The organism is Staphylococcus sp. LCT-H4, from assembly GCF_001866145.1.
Lineage (GTDB): Bacteria > Bacillota > Bacilli > Staphylococcales > Staphylococcaceae > Staphylococcus > Staphylococcus succinus.
Genome location: NZ_MODY01000002.1, coordinates 459,963 through 478,147, shown reverse-complemented (window position 1 = coordinate 478,147; position 18,185 = coordinate 459,963). Strand labels below are relative to the sequence as shown.

Here is an 18,185-nt window from a genome sequence, read left to right as displayed (position 1 = left end):
TAAGTTACTCGATATGATGAATATAATGCGCTTCAAATTGTTCAATAATTGCATCGATATCATCCACATTCAAAGAAAAATACAATTTAATTTTAGGCTCAGTACCTGAAGGTCTAAGCGCTATAAATCCATAATCAAAAATAAATCTTATTAAATTAGTTTGAGGGAGTGCTAATGTGTCTGTCGTTCCTTCTTTGATGTTTAGCACTGTCCCCTCTTCATAATCCTCGATACGCTTAACGTCCATACCACAAATTGATAAAATCTTTTGATTTCTAAATTGGCTCATAATTTTATCAATTTTTTGTAACCCGTTCTCACCTTCGAACGAGGGTGCCAATGTTCTATCATTAAATCTTCCAATATTTTTATAAATATCTTCCAACTCTTCTTTAAATGTCAAACCATTTTTAGCTAATAGATTCTTATATTTAATAAGTAATGGCACCATTTGAATAGCATCTTTATCTCTTGAAATCGATTGGGCTAAATAGCCATGGCTTTCTTCAAATGCGAGTAACAATTGTTTATCCTGCTCTTTTTCTTTTTGTTCTAATAAGTTCGAAATATATTTAAAGCCAGTAAGCACGTTATTTACCTCAATATCTAAAGCAATTGCTAATCTTTCAGCTAATTCACTTGTCACAATTGATTTAATAATGTATAAAGGCTTTCCATCGTCTGCTAAATCCTGAAATCTTAGTTTCGTAAATAACAACCCTATTTCATTACCATTAAAATATCTATAATCATTTTCCCCATAACGTTCTATAAATCCAAACCGATCTGCATCAGGGTCTGTGGCTACGATAAGTTGTGCATCTGTTTCTTCAGCCAATTTCAAACCTCGTTCAAAAGCTGCTTCATCTTCAGGATTCGCACTATTTACTGTTGGAAAATTACCATCAGGTGTTGATTGCTCTTCTTCAATTACAAAATTATGATAATTCATATCTGTGAGTATGTCAGAGACAATTGGTAAACTTGTCCCATGTAAACTTGTTAATACTACTTTCACGTCTTTACCATCTATGCGTTCTACTAAATCTTTTACTTTAGATTTGTATTGTTCTGTTAAATCACTGTTGATATATACAATTTTTTCGTCTTGCTTCAGTTTGTCAAAATCGCCTCGTTCAATTTGAAGTGGTGATTCTATACTATCTATATAAGAGCTCAGTTGGGCAGATTCATCAGGTAGTAACTGCCCGCCCATTTCATCATATATTTTTATTCCATTATAATTCTTAGGATTATGACTTGCAGTAATCATAACACCTGCATCCGCACGTAAATGTCTTACCGCAAAAGATAATTCAGGCGTTGATTTATAATCATCTGACAAAATAGTTGTTACACCATTTGAAGCCAGTACAGATGCCATTTCTTGTGAAAATGCTTTAGACAAAAATCTAGTATCAAAATGTATAACTACAGTTGGTACTTCAATTTTATTTTTTAAATACTGTGATAACCCTAAGGCTACCTTACGTATAGTAAATGCATTAAGCCGACTTGGTCCTAAACCAAAGACACTTCTGATACCAGCAGTACCAAATTTCAAAGTACCTTTAAAGCCTTCTTCCCTTTCTGTTTCACTCTGTTTTTCATAAAAAGATTTCACTAAACTTTCATCTATTTTATCTAACCATGATTGTTGCATTTAACAGTTCCTCCTTAAATATACTTACAAAGTCTTTTGCATTAAATATAATTATATATATTCACTTTTATATCTAGTAATGAATGAATTCAACTATCCATCGCTTTATCATTTACCCACTTTGCATACTGTTAATTAATCTTCAACTATGGGATATCACACTAGCAATAATATAAATATATTATATCTTATGTTTATAAATAAATCATTTTAAACATATGCCCTAAAGTTAATTACCCCTATTACTTCAAACATGATGCAACAATATTTCATCTAAGTTGTAGATATTAACTTTTACTTTAAAATTGTAATTAGCATATTCTTAGTTGATATTTTTTAATGATAGTAATAAAATTATAAGTTATAGTACATTTTCTTCTTTACAATAATTTAACAAAGTTAATAAAGAACTATAACTATCCTTTAAACATAGTAATATGTACAAAATCATTTCCATAGGGAGCTTCAAACATGAATAAATTTTTTAAATATTTTTTAATATTTCTTTCTTTACTTCTTGTCGTTGTTCCAGTAATATTTGCTATCACTTTACTCAAATCTTCTCAAGGTGCATTTGAACACTCATTTAACGATAGTGATTCATCAAGACAGTCTAATATCCGTGATTCGAAAGTAGATCCTTCTAAAGATCCAGTTTCTATTTTGTTTTTGGGTATAGATGATAATAGCGGACGAGAGAAAAATGGACAAAGTACTGAACAATCAAGAACAGATGCTATGATTTTATCTACATTCAACACAAATAAAGACCAAATCAGAATGTTAAGTATTCCACGTGATACCGTTAGTTATATCCCTAAAGTTGGATATTACGACAAAATCACACACGCACATGCTTTTGGTGGCCCTACTGCTTCAATGGACGCCGTGGAAGCTACATTAAATGTTCCAGTTGATTATTATGTAAGAATCAATATGGAAGCATTTGTAGACGCCGTTAACGAATTAGGTGGCATTAAATATGATGTACCTTACAACATAAGCGAACCGAACACAAATGATACTGGTCAAATTAAAGTTAAAAAAGGTTATCAAAAATTAAATGGTGATGAAGCTTTAGCTGTTGCTAGAACTCGCCACCATGATTCAGATTTAAAACGTGGTCAAAGACAAATGGAGTTAATAAAAATATTATTTGCTAAGGCTCAAAAACTAGATTCATTTAATAAATTAGATGATGTCATCAGTATTGTTGGTAAAAATTCTAAACACAATTTCAATTCTAAAGAAGTTAAAGCTCTTGCAACATCATATTTACAAAATGATGTTAAAATTAAAAGTAAGCAACTTAAAGGTGAAGATGATTACTTAAACGGAGTTTATTATTACAACCCTGATATTAACAGCATTCAAGATACTTCAAATCTCTTGCGAAAAGATTTAGATTTACCTACAATTAATGATAAAGATGATTTCCTAAATCAACGCGTCACTGATTTTTACGGTACACTCATTCCACAAACTGAGTTAGACAGTAGTCTTCTTAGAAAGACTCAAAATGATAGTTCAGATGATGAAGATAATGACGAAAATGAATCTGCTGATGAAAGTCAGGATAATTCATCTATGAACACAAATGATTCTAATCAACAACAAAATAGTAATCAAAATTATGACCAACAAAATAATGATCAAACAATGCCACAACAAAATGATTCTAATCAACAAAATAATGAACAAAACCAACAGCAAATGGATCCAAATCAACAAAATAATGGTCAAAGCCAACAACAAATGGATCCAAATCAACAACAAAATACTGGTGAAGTACCAACCAATCAATATTAAACTGTAGAGAGGAGCTCACTATATGTCACGCAAAACATATGAAAAACTAGCACATGTTAATGGGATGTTTAATGTTTTGGAACAACAATTGATACACAGCAAAGATATGGCACTATTTAGAAATGAATTCTTCTATGTCAACCATGAGCATCGTGAAAACTATGAAGCCCTGCGCATTTATTATAAAGATAGTGATAATAATCCTGTAGTTGATGGAGCTTGCTATGTTGTTGCATTACCAGAAATATTTGATAAAATTGATGTTTTTGAATCCGAACTCCCATTTTCATGGGTTTATGACCAAAATGGAATTACGGAAACAATGAAACAAATTAGTGTGCCAATTCAGTACCTTATCGCTGCAGCGCTTGAAGTTACTGATGTAAATTTATTTAAGCCTTCAGGGTTTACAATGGGTATGAATAATTGGAATATTGCACAAATGCGAATTTTTTGGCAGTATACTGCTATTGTTAGAAAAGAAGCTCAATAATAAAAAATCTTCCCCTATCGCTATTATTTCGATAGGGTTTTTTTCACTTAAAAATCTATGAAAAGAGGAATGAATTATGTTTAAAATAGCTACAACCCCAAAGATGATGGAAGATGCATACAATATACGTAAGGAAGTATTTGTTCGTGAACAAGGCGTACCTTTAGAAAATGAAATAGACGAACATGAAAATATTGCTACTCATGTTGTAGGATATGATAAAAAAGATATCCCCTTTGCTACTGGACGATTCCGTCCCTATAAAGATGGCGTTAAAATTGAAAGAGTTGCCATTATTAAAACGCATCGCAACTCTGGTTTAGGTAAATTACTAATGTCATTTTTAGAAGAAGTTGCTATTAATAAAAACTATCCTAACTTAATGTTAAACGCCCAGTACCATGCCCGTCCTTTTTATGAATCGCTAGGCTATCATACTATTGGAGAAATATTTCTTGAGGAAAATATTGAACATATCGCAATGATCAAAAAAATTTGATTGAATATTATGTAATTTTACAGATGAATTACATCTATAAACTGTAATATTTGAAGAAATATAAAATAATCAACTTGGTATCAATTAGGCGTTATCACGCTTTAAACACACTTTTTATAAAAATTTAGACATTTAATAAGATTAATTTTATATTACAAAACGGTAAAAAATACTACACTCCTTCTTTAGTCGTATTATAATTACGGATAAATATATGTATAAAGGGGCAGTTTAATGACTACTAAAAAGTTTAATTACAAGGTACCTTCCATTGCAGCACTTACATTAGCAGGTACAGCTTTGACAACTCATCACGCGCAAGCAGCAGACGATATACAAGATCAGTCTAAAAATAAAAATGTTTTAGATGATGAGCACACGCTTAAACAAAGTCAAGACATTAAATCTGAAGTGAGTAAACCAACTACCAACATTTCGGGTACACAAGCTTATAAAGACCCTTCCCAAGTACAACTATCAAATCAAGAAAGCAACTCAAATTACGATGCACATTTAGATGAATTGAATAGTGAAACTTCTGATCAAACTTCAAATGATGATACATATAATGAAGAAAATCAGAATACTGAAGAAAATACCGGTACTACTCAAGACACTGAGCAATCTCAAGTTGAAGATGATGGGAATCATTCTGAAACTTCACAACAACAAGATTCTGACGATGTTGCTGTTGCTGACACTTCTGATACTGATACTGACAGCACTCAAAATACTGAGCAATCTCAAGTTGAAGATGATGGGAATCATTCTGAAACTTCACAACAACAAGATTCTGACGATGTTGCTGTTGCTGACACTTCTGATTCAGATGCTGGCAGCATTCAAGACACTGAGCAATCACAAGTTGAAGATAATGGGAATCATTCTGAAACTTCACAGCAACAAGATTCTGACGATGTTGCTGTTGCTGACACTTCTGATTCAGATGCTGAAAACACTCAAGATACTGAGCAATCTCAAGTTGACGATAATGGGAAGAAAGATGCTCAAACTACTTCCACTACTCAAGATAGCACAGTAACGAAACGAGATGATGTATCACAACAAGATCAACAGTCTGAAAATGTTAAAGATACTGCTTCTCAAGACGTAGCTGAAGATACTAAAGAAGATGAAAAGTCTCAAGACGACATCGATACTAATGATGACGCCGAAGCTAAGTCTGACGATGTTTCACAACAAGATCAACAATCTAAAGACGCTAAAGATACTGACTCTCAAGACGTAGCTGAAGATACTAAAAAAGAGGAAAAGTCTCAAGACGACATCGATACTAATGATGACGCCGAAGCTAAGTCTGATGATGTTTCACAACAATATCAACAGTCTAAAGACGTTAAAGATACTGCTTCTAATTCTGATGCAGCTCATACTCAAGATGACAGTAATCAAACTCAAAAAGACACTGACTCTCAAAACGTAGCTGAAGATACTAAAGAAGAGGAAAAGCCTCAAGACGACATCGATACTAATGATGACGCCGAAGCTAAGTCTGACGATGTTTCACAACAAGATCAACAGTCTGTTGCAGAAAAAGAGGATGCAACAGTAACTACAAAAGAACAGAATGATACAGATGATAGTACGCCTAAAACTGCGGCTCTAGCATCAAATACGTATAGTGCACAAAGCGCACCTAAATTAAGAACAGCTACGTACAGTGCTAATAATACTAATATGCAACGTTCTACAGCAGTTAAAGAAGCAACAACAACTAACACCCTAGCAAAATATACACCTAAAGTGAATTCATCTATTAATAACTACATCCGTAAAAATAACTTTAAAGCGCCAAATTATGAAGAAGATATCGCTAGCTATTTGCCAAAATATAATTATCGTTATGGCGCACCTGAAGGAATTGTGTTGCATGATACTGCAAATGATAACTCAACTATTACTGGTGAAATTAATTACATGAAGAATAATTATAATAGTGCTTTTGTTCATGCCTACGTTGATGGTAATAGAATCATCGAAACAGCTGACACAGATTATCTTGCTTGGGGAGCTGGACCAGCTGCAAACGATCGCTTTATCCACGTTGAATTAGTGCATACGCATGATTATGAATCCTTTGCTCGTTCAATCAATAATTATGCAGACTATGCAGCAACTAATTTAAACTATTATGGACTTGCACCTAATAGCGCTGAATATGATGGCGCTGGAACAGTATGGACTCACCAAGCTGTTAGCAATTACTTAGGTGGCTCAGATCATAGTGATCCACATGGTTATTTAGCTGCACATAATTATAGTTACGATGAGCTATATGACCTTATTTATGAAAAATATTTAATTAAAACGGGTCAAGCAGCTGCTTGGGGAGATACAACGACTACCCCGCCCAAAACGGGAACAGTATCCGTTAAATCTAATAATGGAGTAGCACGTATCAATAGTAAAAATGATGGTTTATACACTACTGTTTATGATCAAAACGGTAAAAAGACAGATAAAACAAACCAAACTTTAAAAGTTACAAAATCAGCTTCACTTGATAATGAAAATTTCTATTTAGTCTCTGACTATAATAAAGGAAACTTAATCGGTTGGGTTCACAAAGATGATGTTGCTTATAATACCGCTAAATCAGTAGCCAAAATCGACAAAACATACAAAATCAAATCTGGAGAAACCCTTTACAGCGTACCTTGGGGAACAAGTGCTCAAAAAGTTGGTACTGTTTCTGGCAAATCAACACAATCTTTTAAAGCAACAAAACAACAACAAATAGGTAAAACAAATTATATCTACGGCACTGTTAACAAGCTATCTGGCTGGGTAAGTTTGAGTAAATTAGAAGGTTCAAATACTACGCCATCAACAGATACAGATAAATTAACTGTAACTAACTTAACAAATCAACAAGGTACTGTTGCTCAATCTAACCATGGTGTATATACATCTGTTTATGACAAACAAGGTGTACAAAAATCATATGTAAATGGTAAAACTTATAAACTAAGTAAAAAAGCTAGCTTGGGTACTAACGATTTCTACTTAATTACAGACAATAAGACAAATACGAACCTAGGTTGGATGCAATCTGGTGATATTAAAGTTAAAGCGCCTGCAGCAGATAAATTAACTGTAACGAATTTAACAAATCAACAAGGTACTGTTGCTCAATCTAACCATGGTGTATATACATCTGTTTATGACAAACAAGGTGTACAAAAGTCATATGTAAATGGTAAAACTTATAAACTAAGTAAAAAAGCTAGCTTGGGTACTAACGATTTCTACTTAATTACAGACAATAAAACAAATACGAACCTAGGTTGGATGCAATCTGGTGATATTAAAGTTAAAGAAACTGCTACATTAGCTCCAACAAATAAAACTGTATCTGTTAGTAAGGTCGGCCAATTATCTAATACAAACTCTGGTGTTAAAGCTACCGTATATGATGAAAAAGGCAAAGATGCATCTAAACTATCTGGACGTACTTACACTGTAACTAAGCAACGTACACAAGGCGACAACACTTATGTTCTTATTCAAAACACACACAAAAACACCCCTATTGGTTGGGTAAATACGAAAGATATCAATACTCGTAATTTAAGTAAAACAACAGCTAAAAATGGTCAATACACTATTAAAGCAACTAACAACGGTTTATATGCAGTACCTTGGGGTACTAAAGCACAACAGTTAGATTCATTAAAAAATACGAGAAACAGTAAATTCAACGCTTCTAAATCTGTTTTTGTTGATAAGGACGAATATCTCTATGGTATTGTAAACAACAAAACTGGTTGGATTTCTGCTAAAGATTTAAATACATTACAAGAAGTCAATGGAACTCAATCAAATCAAACGGCTAACGCAACAAACACTTCTGTTACACCAGAAAAATTTGATTACGTGATATATAATGCAGACGGTAGTTACTATACTAATCCTAATTCATCTGAAGCTGCTGGTTCACTCACAGATTTCTATGAAGGTATTTTCTCTGTCTATGAAAAACAAGTCATTAATGGTGTAACTTGGTATCATGGAAAATTAGAGAATGGTGAAGTAGTTTGGATTAAAGAGAGCGATTTAATTGCAGAATTAGTAAAATATTATGAATCTGGTTTGACATTGGATGAAGCGGCAGCACTTCAAAAAGGCTTACCAACCAAACCACAAATTCAACATACGCCAGGAAAATGGGAAGATGCTAATGCTACTGAAATCAAAAATGCAATGGATTCAAATAAACTAGCTAATGATCCTACACAAAAATACCAATTCTTACGTTTAGATAAATCTCAAAACATTTCTGCTGATGATTTAAATAAACTTTTAGTTGGTAAAGGTATATTAGAAGGCCAAGGCGAAGCTTTCAGTGAAGCTGCTAAAACGAATAATATAAATGAAGTATATTTAATCTCTCATGCTCTATTAGAAACTGGTAACGGTACTTCTACATTAGCTAATGGTGGAGATGTAATTAACGATGAAGTTGTCACAGATAAACAAACTAAATATTATAATATGTTTGGTATCGGAGCAGTTGATCGTGACCCAATTAAACAAGGTTTCATTACTGCTAAAAATAACGGCTGGGATTCTGTTAAAAAGGCAATCATAGGTGGTGCAGGATTTATCGCAGATTCATATATTAATAAAGGACAAAATACTCTTTATAAAATGCGTTGGAATCCTGAAAATCCAGGTGTACATCAATATGCAACGGATGTAGCATGGGCAAGCCATAATGCGACACGAATTAAGAATTTCTATGATTCAATGGGTAAACTAGGTAAATACTTTGATATTAACACTTATAAAATGTAATCATTACGTAGACGATGTCATTTGAATTAAATGAATACTAAATTTCTATAATAAAAGGGTAGTTGCTATTATAATTTAATAGCAACTACCCTTTCTTATGTTATGAGCAGTCAACGCTCAAACTTTTTACGTTTACAACTAAATATATCACAATACTATTATTAATAGATGTCATTTAAAAACGATTATTGAAAATATGGCTGATGTACGTTTAATTTATGTAGCAACTCGTTTAAACGCTCAATATCCTCTAAAGTTAAGTTTTGACACCGTGCTTCTATTAAAGCTACTCTAATTTCATTAATTTGTTGGACAAGCACTTTTGTCTTTTCAGTAACCATTAAATCATTACATCTTAAATCTCTATTTGATTGTTTACTTGTTATATAACCCATTTGGCTTAATTTCTTAATCCAACGTGATACAATCGACTGTTCTTTATTTATTTTCATGGTTAAATCATATTGCGATAAAGTTTCATAATGATATAAAATCCTCAACATTTCTAACTGTTCTGAAGTTAAATCAGCGCGTTGTCCAAATCTTCTACTTACTAAATTTAAATCGTTACCTGTTAGAGTAATTAATTGTTCTAGTTGTTTATACATGTTGATTCATCTCCACTATCTTTTATGTTGTTGTCGACAATTAAAATTAATTATTTTATATGTTATTATTATAATATTACCTAAGATAATATACAATAATTAACTACAATTCACCCTATTTCATTGCATTACCCCTATGATTTATAATAAATTAGTATTAGTGAATATAAATTATATTCCGTTTTCATAAAAGGAGAAACATAATGACACATTTAAAGGAAAGAGATTACTTTTTCGACAACGCTAAAGCCTTTTTGATTTTTCTTGTTGTCTTGGGTCATATCATGCAACCTTATACAGGCTCGAGTAAACATTTAGCCGCGTTGTATTTAACAATATTTAGTTTCCATATGCCGGGATTTTTATTTATATCAGGCTATTTTGCTAAAAAGGCAGGCCAAGCTGGTTATTTAGAAAAAGTATCTAAAAAATTATTAATACCATACGTAATATTTTTTGGTTTTTTCTCATTTTATTACTATTTTACTGGCAAAGAAGATAGTGTTCAATTTGATCCATTTGACCCAGTATTTGCCTTATGGTTCTTACTCACATTATTCTTTTTCCATGTAATATTAGTAATCGTTAAAGACTATAAACCTTATTTTGTACTGCCAATCGCGATCATCTTTTCATTATTCGCTGGCTATTCTACAAATATAGATAATTATTTAAGTTTTTCAAGAACGATTATGTTCTTCCCTATTTTTTATATAGGTTACTTATTTAATAGTCACCACATAAAAATGTTGAAAAATAAAAAGTTTATACCAATTTCTATTATCGTTTTAGTTATCTTTTATGTTATATATTCAATTCATCCCATTAATTCAGACTGGTTATTTGGTGATTCTCCATATATGACATTAGAAGGGAAACAAAGCTTTTATAGTCCTTTAAAGAGATTGTTACTTTACTTTATTATTTTAGTTACATTACTTTCTTTCTTGAATTTAATACCTGAAAAAGAGAAATTCTTTACTTATATAGGAAGAAGGACCATGCATGTTTATTTATTACATGGGCTGTTCATAGGTATATTACGTGGTTTTAAAATATATCCATTTAGAGATGAAATTACAATATTCACTTATATTTACCTTATTGTTTTATCCTGTTTAATTGTTTATGTTTTATCTACACGCTTTGTATCAAAATGGACAAATCCCATTATAAATTTGCAACCTCCTTCTAAATTCAAAGAATAAATTACACTTTTACCGAATTGTATTCTTTTTAAATATGGTATGATAGATATAATTTGATGTATTACATCATCATACATATTTAATGCAATTCGGTATTTTTATTTTTGAGGTGAAAAATTAAATGAAACTTACATTAAACAACAATTCGAAATTTTTAAGCGCACCAAGCATACGTCAATTTTCAAATCGTATGAAAAATATTGATGATTGCATCAATCTAACTATTGGTCAACCAGACTTTCCAATGCCAGATGTGGTAAAGAATGCATATATCAATGCAATTAAAGAAGATAAAACGAGTTATTCTCACAATAAAGGGTTAATTGAGACAAGAAATGCTGTCAGTCTGTATTTTGAGCAGCGCTATGGCTTTAAATATTCATCTGAGGAAATTATTATTACAAATGGTGCCAGTGAAGCACTAGACACTGCTTTAAGAAGTATCATTAATCAAGGCGATGAAATATTAATTCCTGGACCAGTTTATGCTGGATATATTCCTCTGATTAAAACCTTAGGCGGCATTCCTGTATATATAGATACTACTGTGACGGACTATAAAGTTACACCTGATGCTATAGAAGCTCATATAACTTCAAAAACTAAAGCAATACTACTCAACTATCCAACTAACCCTACCGGCGTTACATTAGCTTACAATGAAGTTTATGACCTTACAGAAATGTTGAAAACTAAAGAAATATTCATCATAAGTGATGAAATATATGCAGAAAATACTTTTTCTGGACAACATACTTCTTTTGCTCAGTTTGATAGTATACGAGATCAACTTTTACTTGTTGGTGGTCTTAGCAAATCACACTCAGCAACTGGTATACGTATCGGCTTTTTAATTGGCGCTGAGTATTTAATAGAGAAATTAACTTTTATGCATGCTTATAATTGCATTTGTGCCAATGTACCCGCACAAATTGCTTGTATTGCTGCCTTAAATGAAGGATTAGAAGCACCTCAATATATGAATGAAGCTTATATTGAACGTCGTGACTATTTAATCGAGAAATTAGAAGCATTGGGCTTTGAGTTAGATGCTAAACCTGAAGGGGCATTTTATATTTTCCCTAATATCAAGAAATTTACAGACAATGATTTTGATTTCTGCGTAGATGTACTTGAAAAGGCACATGTAGCCATGGTTCCTGGTTCATCCTTTACCGACATTGGCAAAGGACATATCCGTATTTCATATGCTTATGAACTTGATGCTTTAAAAGAAGGTATGCGTCGATTAGAGCACTATATCAACAAATACTACAATCTGTAAATAAACACTATTAATGATTAAATAATACAAAAACACCGATTAAATACGTTAAAATAACAATTTAACGTTTAATCGGTGTTTTTTATTAAACCACTTTATGTATGAGTTCAACATTAACTTATACTATATGTATTCACTGCACAAAGATAGCTATTATATATTATTTTAGCCTTAAATGTATTACCTCATAATATACCCTCATATGATCTAACATTAGTTGAATAGCATACTTTATTACTCACTTAATTCTTGTTCTTTACTATAAATATTTTTATCTGCAAATTTCTTTAAAATTTGATAATACGCTATAGAATCATCTTGCTCCATATCAAATTGTTGTAGTACATCTTCCGAAATTTGACTAAAATTCTTTTTCAGATTTAATCCCTTTTCTGTTAATTGGACTTTAACTCTACGTTCATCATCTTCTGCTCTAATACGATTTATAAGCTCTTTTTTCTCTAAACGCTTTATGATAGGACTGATTGTACCAGAGTCTAAATAAAGTTCTTCGCATAAAGTCTTTATAAATATTGGTTTTTCATTTTCGATATATAACAAAACGATGTAATTAGGAAAACTTATATCATATTGTTTCAAATATCTATTGAATCGATTTACAACTTCCTTGCTTGTAATATAAAACAAGTAGCTTAGCTCTTTTTTCATTTGGTCATAAACATTTGATGTCATTATTTCCCCTCGATCCTTTTATTATAATATTAATATACGTTTTAAATTAAGTCAAATACAATAATAAATAATAAAATAGGTGTAAAACTACAAAAGATACTATTTATATTATTACTAAAAGGGAAATTATATATTTTATTCGATTGTTTTACTACTTTTAATTTCAAAAAAATAAAATGAAATCTTTAAAGATTTCATTTTAGCTTATTAGCCGTTCCTAAGACTTTGAGGCAGTCATTCTCGCCTATTATGCCACGACAAACGCCTTATCCATTTTCCTTTAGCTAATATTTTTCGATAAAGTATTATAAATTATTTCTATAAATATTATAAACGTCGATTTATTCTGTAAGGCACCATGAAATACCCTAAAAGCTACTATGATTTAACAAAAAAACAAACCAAACGCTATTTATACGCTTGGTTTGTTGTTGTTCTAAGACTATGGGAATTTAGGGAATTGGTCAAAATCAGGATCACGTTTTTCTTTAAACGCATCGCGTCCTTCTTTTGCCTCGTCAGTTGTGTAATAAAGTAATGTAGCGTCTCCAGCCATTTGTTGAAGGCCAGCTAAACCATCTGTATCAGCATTCATTGCAGCTTTTAAGAATCTTAAAGCTGTAGGAGAATGTTCCATCATTTCCTTACACCATTGCACTGTCTCATCTTCAATTTGATCTAATGGTACTACAGTATTCACTAAGCCCATATCTAATGCTTCTTGTGCATTATATTGACGACATAAGTACCAAATTTCACGTGCTTTTTTATGTCCTACTATACGTGCTAAGTAGCCTGAACCGTAACCCGCATCAAATGAACCAACTTTTGGTCCAGTTTGACCGAATATAGCGTTATCTGCAGCAATAGTTAAGTCACATACTACATTTAATACGTTTCCGCCTCCAACTGCATAGCCTCTTACCATAGCTATAACTGGTTTAGGAATAACACGGATTAGTCTTTGTAAATCTAAGACGTTTAAACGAGGAATTTGGTCCTCACCCACATAACCACCGTGGCCACGTACTTTTTGATCTCCACCAGAACAGAATGCTTTATCGCCTTCACCAGTCAATACAATAACTGATACGCGTTGATCATCACGTGCTCTTGAAAATGCATCTATCATTTCTTGTACTGTTTTTGGTGTAAATGCGTTACGTACTTCTGGACGATTAATCGTCACTTTCGCAATACCTTCGAAAAATTCATATTTAATTTCATCATATTCTCTAATTGTTTCCCACTGTCTAGTCATTTTGCTCCTCCTTATGAATAAAACCTATTACTATTCTATCAAATTCTTTAGCATCTTCCACGTGAATTGTGTGACCACTATTTGATATTTCATGTAATTCTACCTTTTTAATTAATGATTCAAGTCGCTTACCAACTTTACTAAATTTAGCGTCTAAATCCCCTACCATAATACATGTTGGTAGGTCTATGTTGGCTACTTCTGGCCATAAGTTAGGCATGTTTCCTGTACCATAATCACGTAGTGCTTTAGCTAAACGCTCTGGGTCTTGACGTAATCTCATATCGCGAATGCCTTTTCTCGTTTCTTTATCCAAATCATATTGGGTATAGAACAAAGGTAATTTCTCCCAGTCATTTACAAATATATCTAACCCTGCTATTTCTAATACTTTCGCACGTGCATAATCAATTTGTTGTCTCTCTATCTTTACATCTTGTTCTTCTATACCCGGTGAAGTACTTTCCAATATAAGACCATTCAATTTAATGTTACCATAAATGGCATAATGTAAAGCAACTCTTCCTCCCATAGAATAACCATGTAAAAAAAGTTGATATGTTGTTAAAGCTTCTAACGTCTCATCTAATTGTTGATTTATAAATGTAAAGTTCCACGTTTCGTTCATATCTGACATATCTTGGCCATGACCAGGTAAATCTATTGTAACAATATTCATTTCTTCGCTTAAATTATTAATATGATGATCAAAAGCTTGTTGGTCACTAATAAAGCCATGGAGCATCACTAATAATTTTGGTGTTTCAATCTTAGCTTGATGAAATCTATAATGTAACATTTATAATATCACTCAACTTTTTATATAATTTCAGATGTTGTTTTCTATTATCTTCGCGATGTGTCATAATTTCATAAATATGGGCACCAAATTTTGATAACTCAGTATACTTAAACGATTCAATAGATTCAAAACGATCAAATGCAAAATCATACAGTAATGCTGTATGTTCAAAATTCAAGCCTGTCGGCGTACCAAACAGCCTTTCAAAATATGATTCGGCTGCTTCTTTTTGAGGTAAATAAGAGAAAATACCCCCGCCATCGTTGTTTAATAAAATGATATTCAAGTTAATATCATTCAATTTAGACATCAACAAACCATTCATATCATGATAAAATGCTAAATCACCAATAAGCAAAGTAATATTTTTATGTACTGCCATGCCTAATGCAGTAGAAACCACACCATCTATACCATTAGCACCTCTGTTTGCATAAACCTCCGCTTCACAATCCATAAACAGATTGTCTACATCTCGTATTGGCATACTATTACTTACAAACAAAGCATCTTGAGAAGTTAATTTATCTAACACATTACTGACATAAACCGCTTCATCTGTAGCCGTTCTTAAATAATCTTTAACCTCAGCTTGCGCGTGTTTTTCTAATGATTGCCATTTTTGTAACCACTGCTTACGTTCCACAGTTGTCGCATCAGAAAGTTGTCTAAAGAAATCATTTGCTGACAACTCATATGAAACATGAGGTGGTATTGGAAATGCATCAGGATAGTCATTATTCTGTACTAAGATTTGAAATGCATCTGTCGCTTTTAGCCATTGATTTAATTTCTTTGATATTACCGGTTTACCAACGCGAATAATAAAATCAACTTCTACCTCTAATCCAGCTCTATATAATAAATCATATGTCGTGATTACATTTGGATGATGCTCTCGTCTCAATTGACTTAAAGGATCGGCCAAGATAGGCATGTCATGTATAGTTGCAAATGTTAAGATTTGATCTACATCTTGATGTTGCATATCGCCAACTATGATGATGCCTTTGCGTTTATTAACTATTGAACTAATTTCATTTAAACTTGTCGTCTTTTGATAATGTGGTAATATTTTTGTTTCTGAAGTTAGCCATTCAACTTTTTCAACATCTGGTGTTAATGGTTCTCTAAAAGGTAAATTAAAATGTATCGGCCCTCTATGTGGCCCATATAAGTATTGGCTTGCTTTTTGTAATTGAAATTTCACAGTACTCGTCATATAATCTTCATCATCATTGCCTTCTGCAATCGGAAAATCAAATTGATATTGTACAAAATTAGCAAACATATTATTTTGATTGATTGCTTGAGGTGCACCTATCCCTCTTAATTCGTGAGGACGATCACTAGTTAATACCACTAATGGCAGATGACTTAACTGACTTTCAGAAATAGCTGGGGTGTAATTCGCAGCAGCGCTTCCCGAAGTACATAGTATAGCAACTGGGCGTTCGCTTCCTTTCATCAAACCCATAGCGAAAAATGCGGCACTTCGTTCATCTGGATGAATCCAAGACTTCATTTTAGGGTGTGCTTCAATCGCTATGGCCATTGGTGTAGAGCGTGATCCTGGACTGATTACTACTTCTCTTACCCCATAAGCATATAATTCCGAAACAAATGTAAATACTTGTTTTGTTAATGCATGTATATGGTTACTCATATTTCTCGACTCCTAAAGCCTTCATCATAGGTCTAAATTTAACTGCTGTCTCTTCAACTTCACTATCTGCATCAGAATCGCTAACAATACCACAACCAGCAAATAATGTTGCTTGATTTTTCTTAATAAGCATGGATCTGATTGCAACGATAAATTCACAATTATCATACATATCTATATATCCAACAGGTGCACCATAAAGCCCACGTGTTCCGAACTCATTTTGCTCAATATACTCAATCGCTTCTTCTTTAGGATAGCCACCTAATGCAGGTGTTGGATGAAGATTATCTAATAAGCCAATATAGTATTCATCAGTTAACTGCCCTTTAATTTTCGTATACAAATGGTATAAATGATCATTTGTTAAAATTTGAGGTTCCTTATTGAAAGTAATATTTTCAACATAGGGTTCAATATCACTCAAAATACTATCAACAACAAAACGATGCTCATTTAAATTCTTTTCATCATTTAAAAAAGCATTAATGTTCTCATGATCAATTTCTTCTTGATGCGTTCGCTTAATTGTCCCAGCCACTGCTTTCGTAGATAAAACTTCATTATTCACTTCCATAAGCTGTTCAGGCGTTTGTGAAAAGAACACACTATCTTGTGATTCTAATACAAATAAATAACTGTTATGTTCACCTTGAGTTGCTTGTTTAAGGATATATGGAATATTGATGTTTTTATCAAATTGAATCATTCTTTTTCTAGCAAGTACAATTTTTTTATTTTCATCTAAAATTTCAATTGTATCTTTAACTAAATCACGCCATTCATCTTTATAAATATCTTCGATTCGTTTTATCTCTCCCATTTGAATGTCCGGATGGACACCTTCTTGGGTTAACTTATCTATAATCGCTAAAAATGCTTCGATTTCAAATTCGTCTGATTTTACAGTATAAGTAATATATGTGTTCCCATGCTCCATAGTTACTAATACTTCTGGTAAAATAAAGTGATTAATACCAAATTCGCGCCACTCATCTCCAGATTTGTGCGTAGAAAATTGAAAACCACCACATACCTTTAAGTGATGACGTTCTGAGTTTGGATGAATTAAATCAATATCACTTTTATATTTTTGCCATTCTCTGAAAATAGATTGTTTATTTTCAAAATCATTTTTAAATCTTTTAATAGCATGATAGCCAAAGAATGAAGTTTCGTTGTCATTTTTTTTGAAATAAAAACGGTCGCCTGCAAAATCTTCTGTAATATGAAATAATACAGAAGGATCTAATTCATAATTTAATTTTGTTTCTACAGAAACCCAAGTATGTTTACTTTCGTATACCGCTTCGACAATTTCACTTTCCTTGACGTCTAAAGTCATCTATTTCACTTCTTTCATTTATCAGATTACACTCA

The 18,185-nt window shown here is 32.2% G+C and carries 13 protein-coding genes; 6 read left to right on the top strand and 7 right to left on the bottom strand.

The genetic code is table 11. The annotated features are described in order from the left end of the window. Window positions 1-4: 4 nt before the first annotated feature. Window positions 5-1,663: a phospho-sugar mutase gene (locus tag BK821_RS07230; RefSeq protein ID WP_071331475.1), complete on the bottom strand. Its 1,659-nt coding sequence runs from the start codon at window positions 1,661-1,663 to the stop codon at window positions 5-7. Between the two features lie 471 nt (window positions 1,664-2,134). On the opposite strand from BK821_RS07230, the gene BK821_RS07225 reads away from it, so the two are divergent. The 4 genes from BK821_RS07225 (at window position 2,135) to BK821_RS07210 (ending at window position 9,282) form a co-directional block, all read left to right on the top strand. Continuing rightward, the gene (locus BK821_RS07225; protein ID WP_046836067.1) at window positions 2,135-3,472 is read left to right on the top strand and encodes an LCP family protein; all 1,338 of its coding nucleotides are present in this window, start codon (window positions 2,135-2,137) and stop codon (window positions 3,470-3,472) included. A gap of 22 nt (window positions 3,473-3,494) precedes the next feature. Continuing rightward, window positions 3,495-3,965 (top strand): DUF2538 family protein, encoded by a 471-nt coding sequence (locus tag BK821_RS07220; protein ID WP_046836066.1) that lies wholly within the window; start codon window positions 3,495-3,497, stop codon window positions 3,963-3,965. 76 nt (window positions 3,966-4,041) lie between these two features. Further along, window positions 4,042-4,464, top strand: a complete 423-nt coding sequence (locus BK821_RS07215; RefSeq protein ID WP_071331474.1) for a GNAT family N-acetyltransferase — start codon at window positions 4,042-4,044, stop codon at window positions 4,462-4,464. A gap of 234 nt (window positions 4,465-4,698) precedes the next feature. Then, window positions 4,699-9,282: a GW dipeptide domain-containing protein gene (locus BK821_RS07210; RefSeq protein ID WP_071331473.1), complete on the top strand. Its 4,584-nt coding sequence runs from the start codon at window positions 4,699-4,701 to the stop codon at window positions 9,280-9,282. A 185-nt stretch (window positions 9,283-9,467) separates the two neighbouring features. On the opposite strand, the gene BK821_RS07205 is transcribed toward BK821_RS07210, so the two are convergent. Continuing rightward, the gene (locus tag BK821_RS07205; RefSeq protein ID WP_071331472.1) at window positions 9,468-9,890 is read right to left on the bottom strand and encodes a MarR family transcriptional regulator; all 423 of its coding nucleotides are present in this window, start codon (window positions 9,888-9,890) and stop codon (window positions 9,468-9,470) included. A gap of 203 nt (window positions 9,891-10,093) precedes the next feature. On the opposite strand from BK821_RS07205, the gene BK821_RS07200 reads away from it, so the two are divergent. Both BK821_RS07200 and BK821_RS07195 read left to right on the top strand, forming a co-directional pair. After that, a complete protein-coding gene (locus tag BK821_RS07200) occupies window positions 10,094-11,098 on the top strand; it encodes an acyltransferase family protein (protein WP_046836062.1) in 1,005 nt (334 codons plus the stop codon). 121 nt (window positions 11,099-11,219) lie between these two features. Then, the gene (locus BK821_RS07195; protein ID WP_046836061.1) at window positions 11,220-12,383 is read left to right on the top strand and encodes an aminotransferase class I/II-fold pyridoxal phosphate-dependent enzyme; all 1,164 of its coding nucleotides are present in this window, start codon (window positions 11,220-11,222) and stop codon (window positions 12,381-12,383) included. 234 nt (window positions 12,384-12,617) lie between these two features. Here the strand turns inward: BK821_RS07195 and BK821_RS07190 are convergent, their stop codons facing one another. The 5 genes from BK821_RS07190 to BK821_RS07170 all read right to left on the bottom strand — a co-directional run bounded on the left by BK821_RS07190 (window position 12,618) and on the right by BK821_RS07170 (window position 18,150). After that, the gene (locus BK821_RS07190) at window positions 12,618-13,076 is read right to left on the bottom strand and encodes a MarR family winged helix-turn-helix transcriptional regulator (protein ID WP_046836060.1); all 459 of its coding nucleotides are present in this window, start codon (window positions 13,074-13,076) and stop codon (window positions 12,618-12,620) included. A 442-nt stretch (window positions 13,077-13,518) separates the two neighbouring features. Further along, window positions 13,519-14,337, bottom strand: a complete 819-nt coding sequence (gene menB / locus BK821_RS07185) for a 1,4-dihydroxy-2-naphthoyl-CoA synthase (protein ID WP_046836059.1) — start codon at window positions 14,335-14,337, stop codon at window positions 13,519-13,521. Then, complete coding sequence (gene menH, locus BK821_RS07180; protein ID WP_046836058.1) at window positions 14,330-15,136, bottom strand: 2-succinyl-6-hydroxy-2,4-cyclohexadiene-1-carboxylate synthase; 807 nt, start codon at window positions 15,134-15,136, stop codon at window positions 14,330-14,332. Before menH ends, menB begins: the two co-directional genes overlap by 8 nt. Further along, entirely contained in the window at window positions 15,123-16,805 is a 1,683-nt protein-coding gene (gene menD, locus BK821_RS07175; protein ID WP_063410196.1) for a 2-succinyl-5-enolpyruvyl-6-hydroxy-3-cyclohexene-1-carboxylic-acid synthase, read from the bottom strand. Before menD ends, menH begins: the two co-directional genes overlap by 14 nt. Next, on the bottom strand, window positions 16,798-18,150 hold the full coding sequence (locus BK821_RS07170; RefSeq protein WP_046838114.1) for an isochorismate synthase: 1,353 nt from the start codon (window positions 18,148-18,150) through the stop codon (window positions 16,798-16,800). Before BK821_RS07170 ends, menD begins: the two co-directional genes overlap by 8 nt. Window positions 18,151-18,185 lie beyond the last annotated feature (35 nt).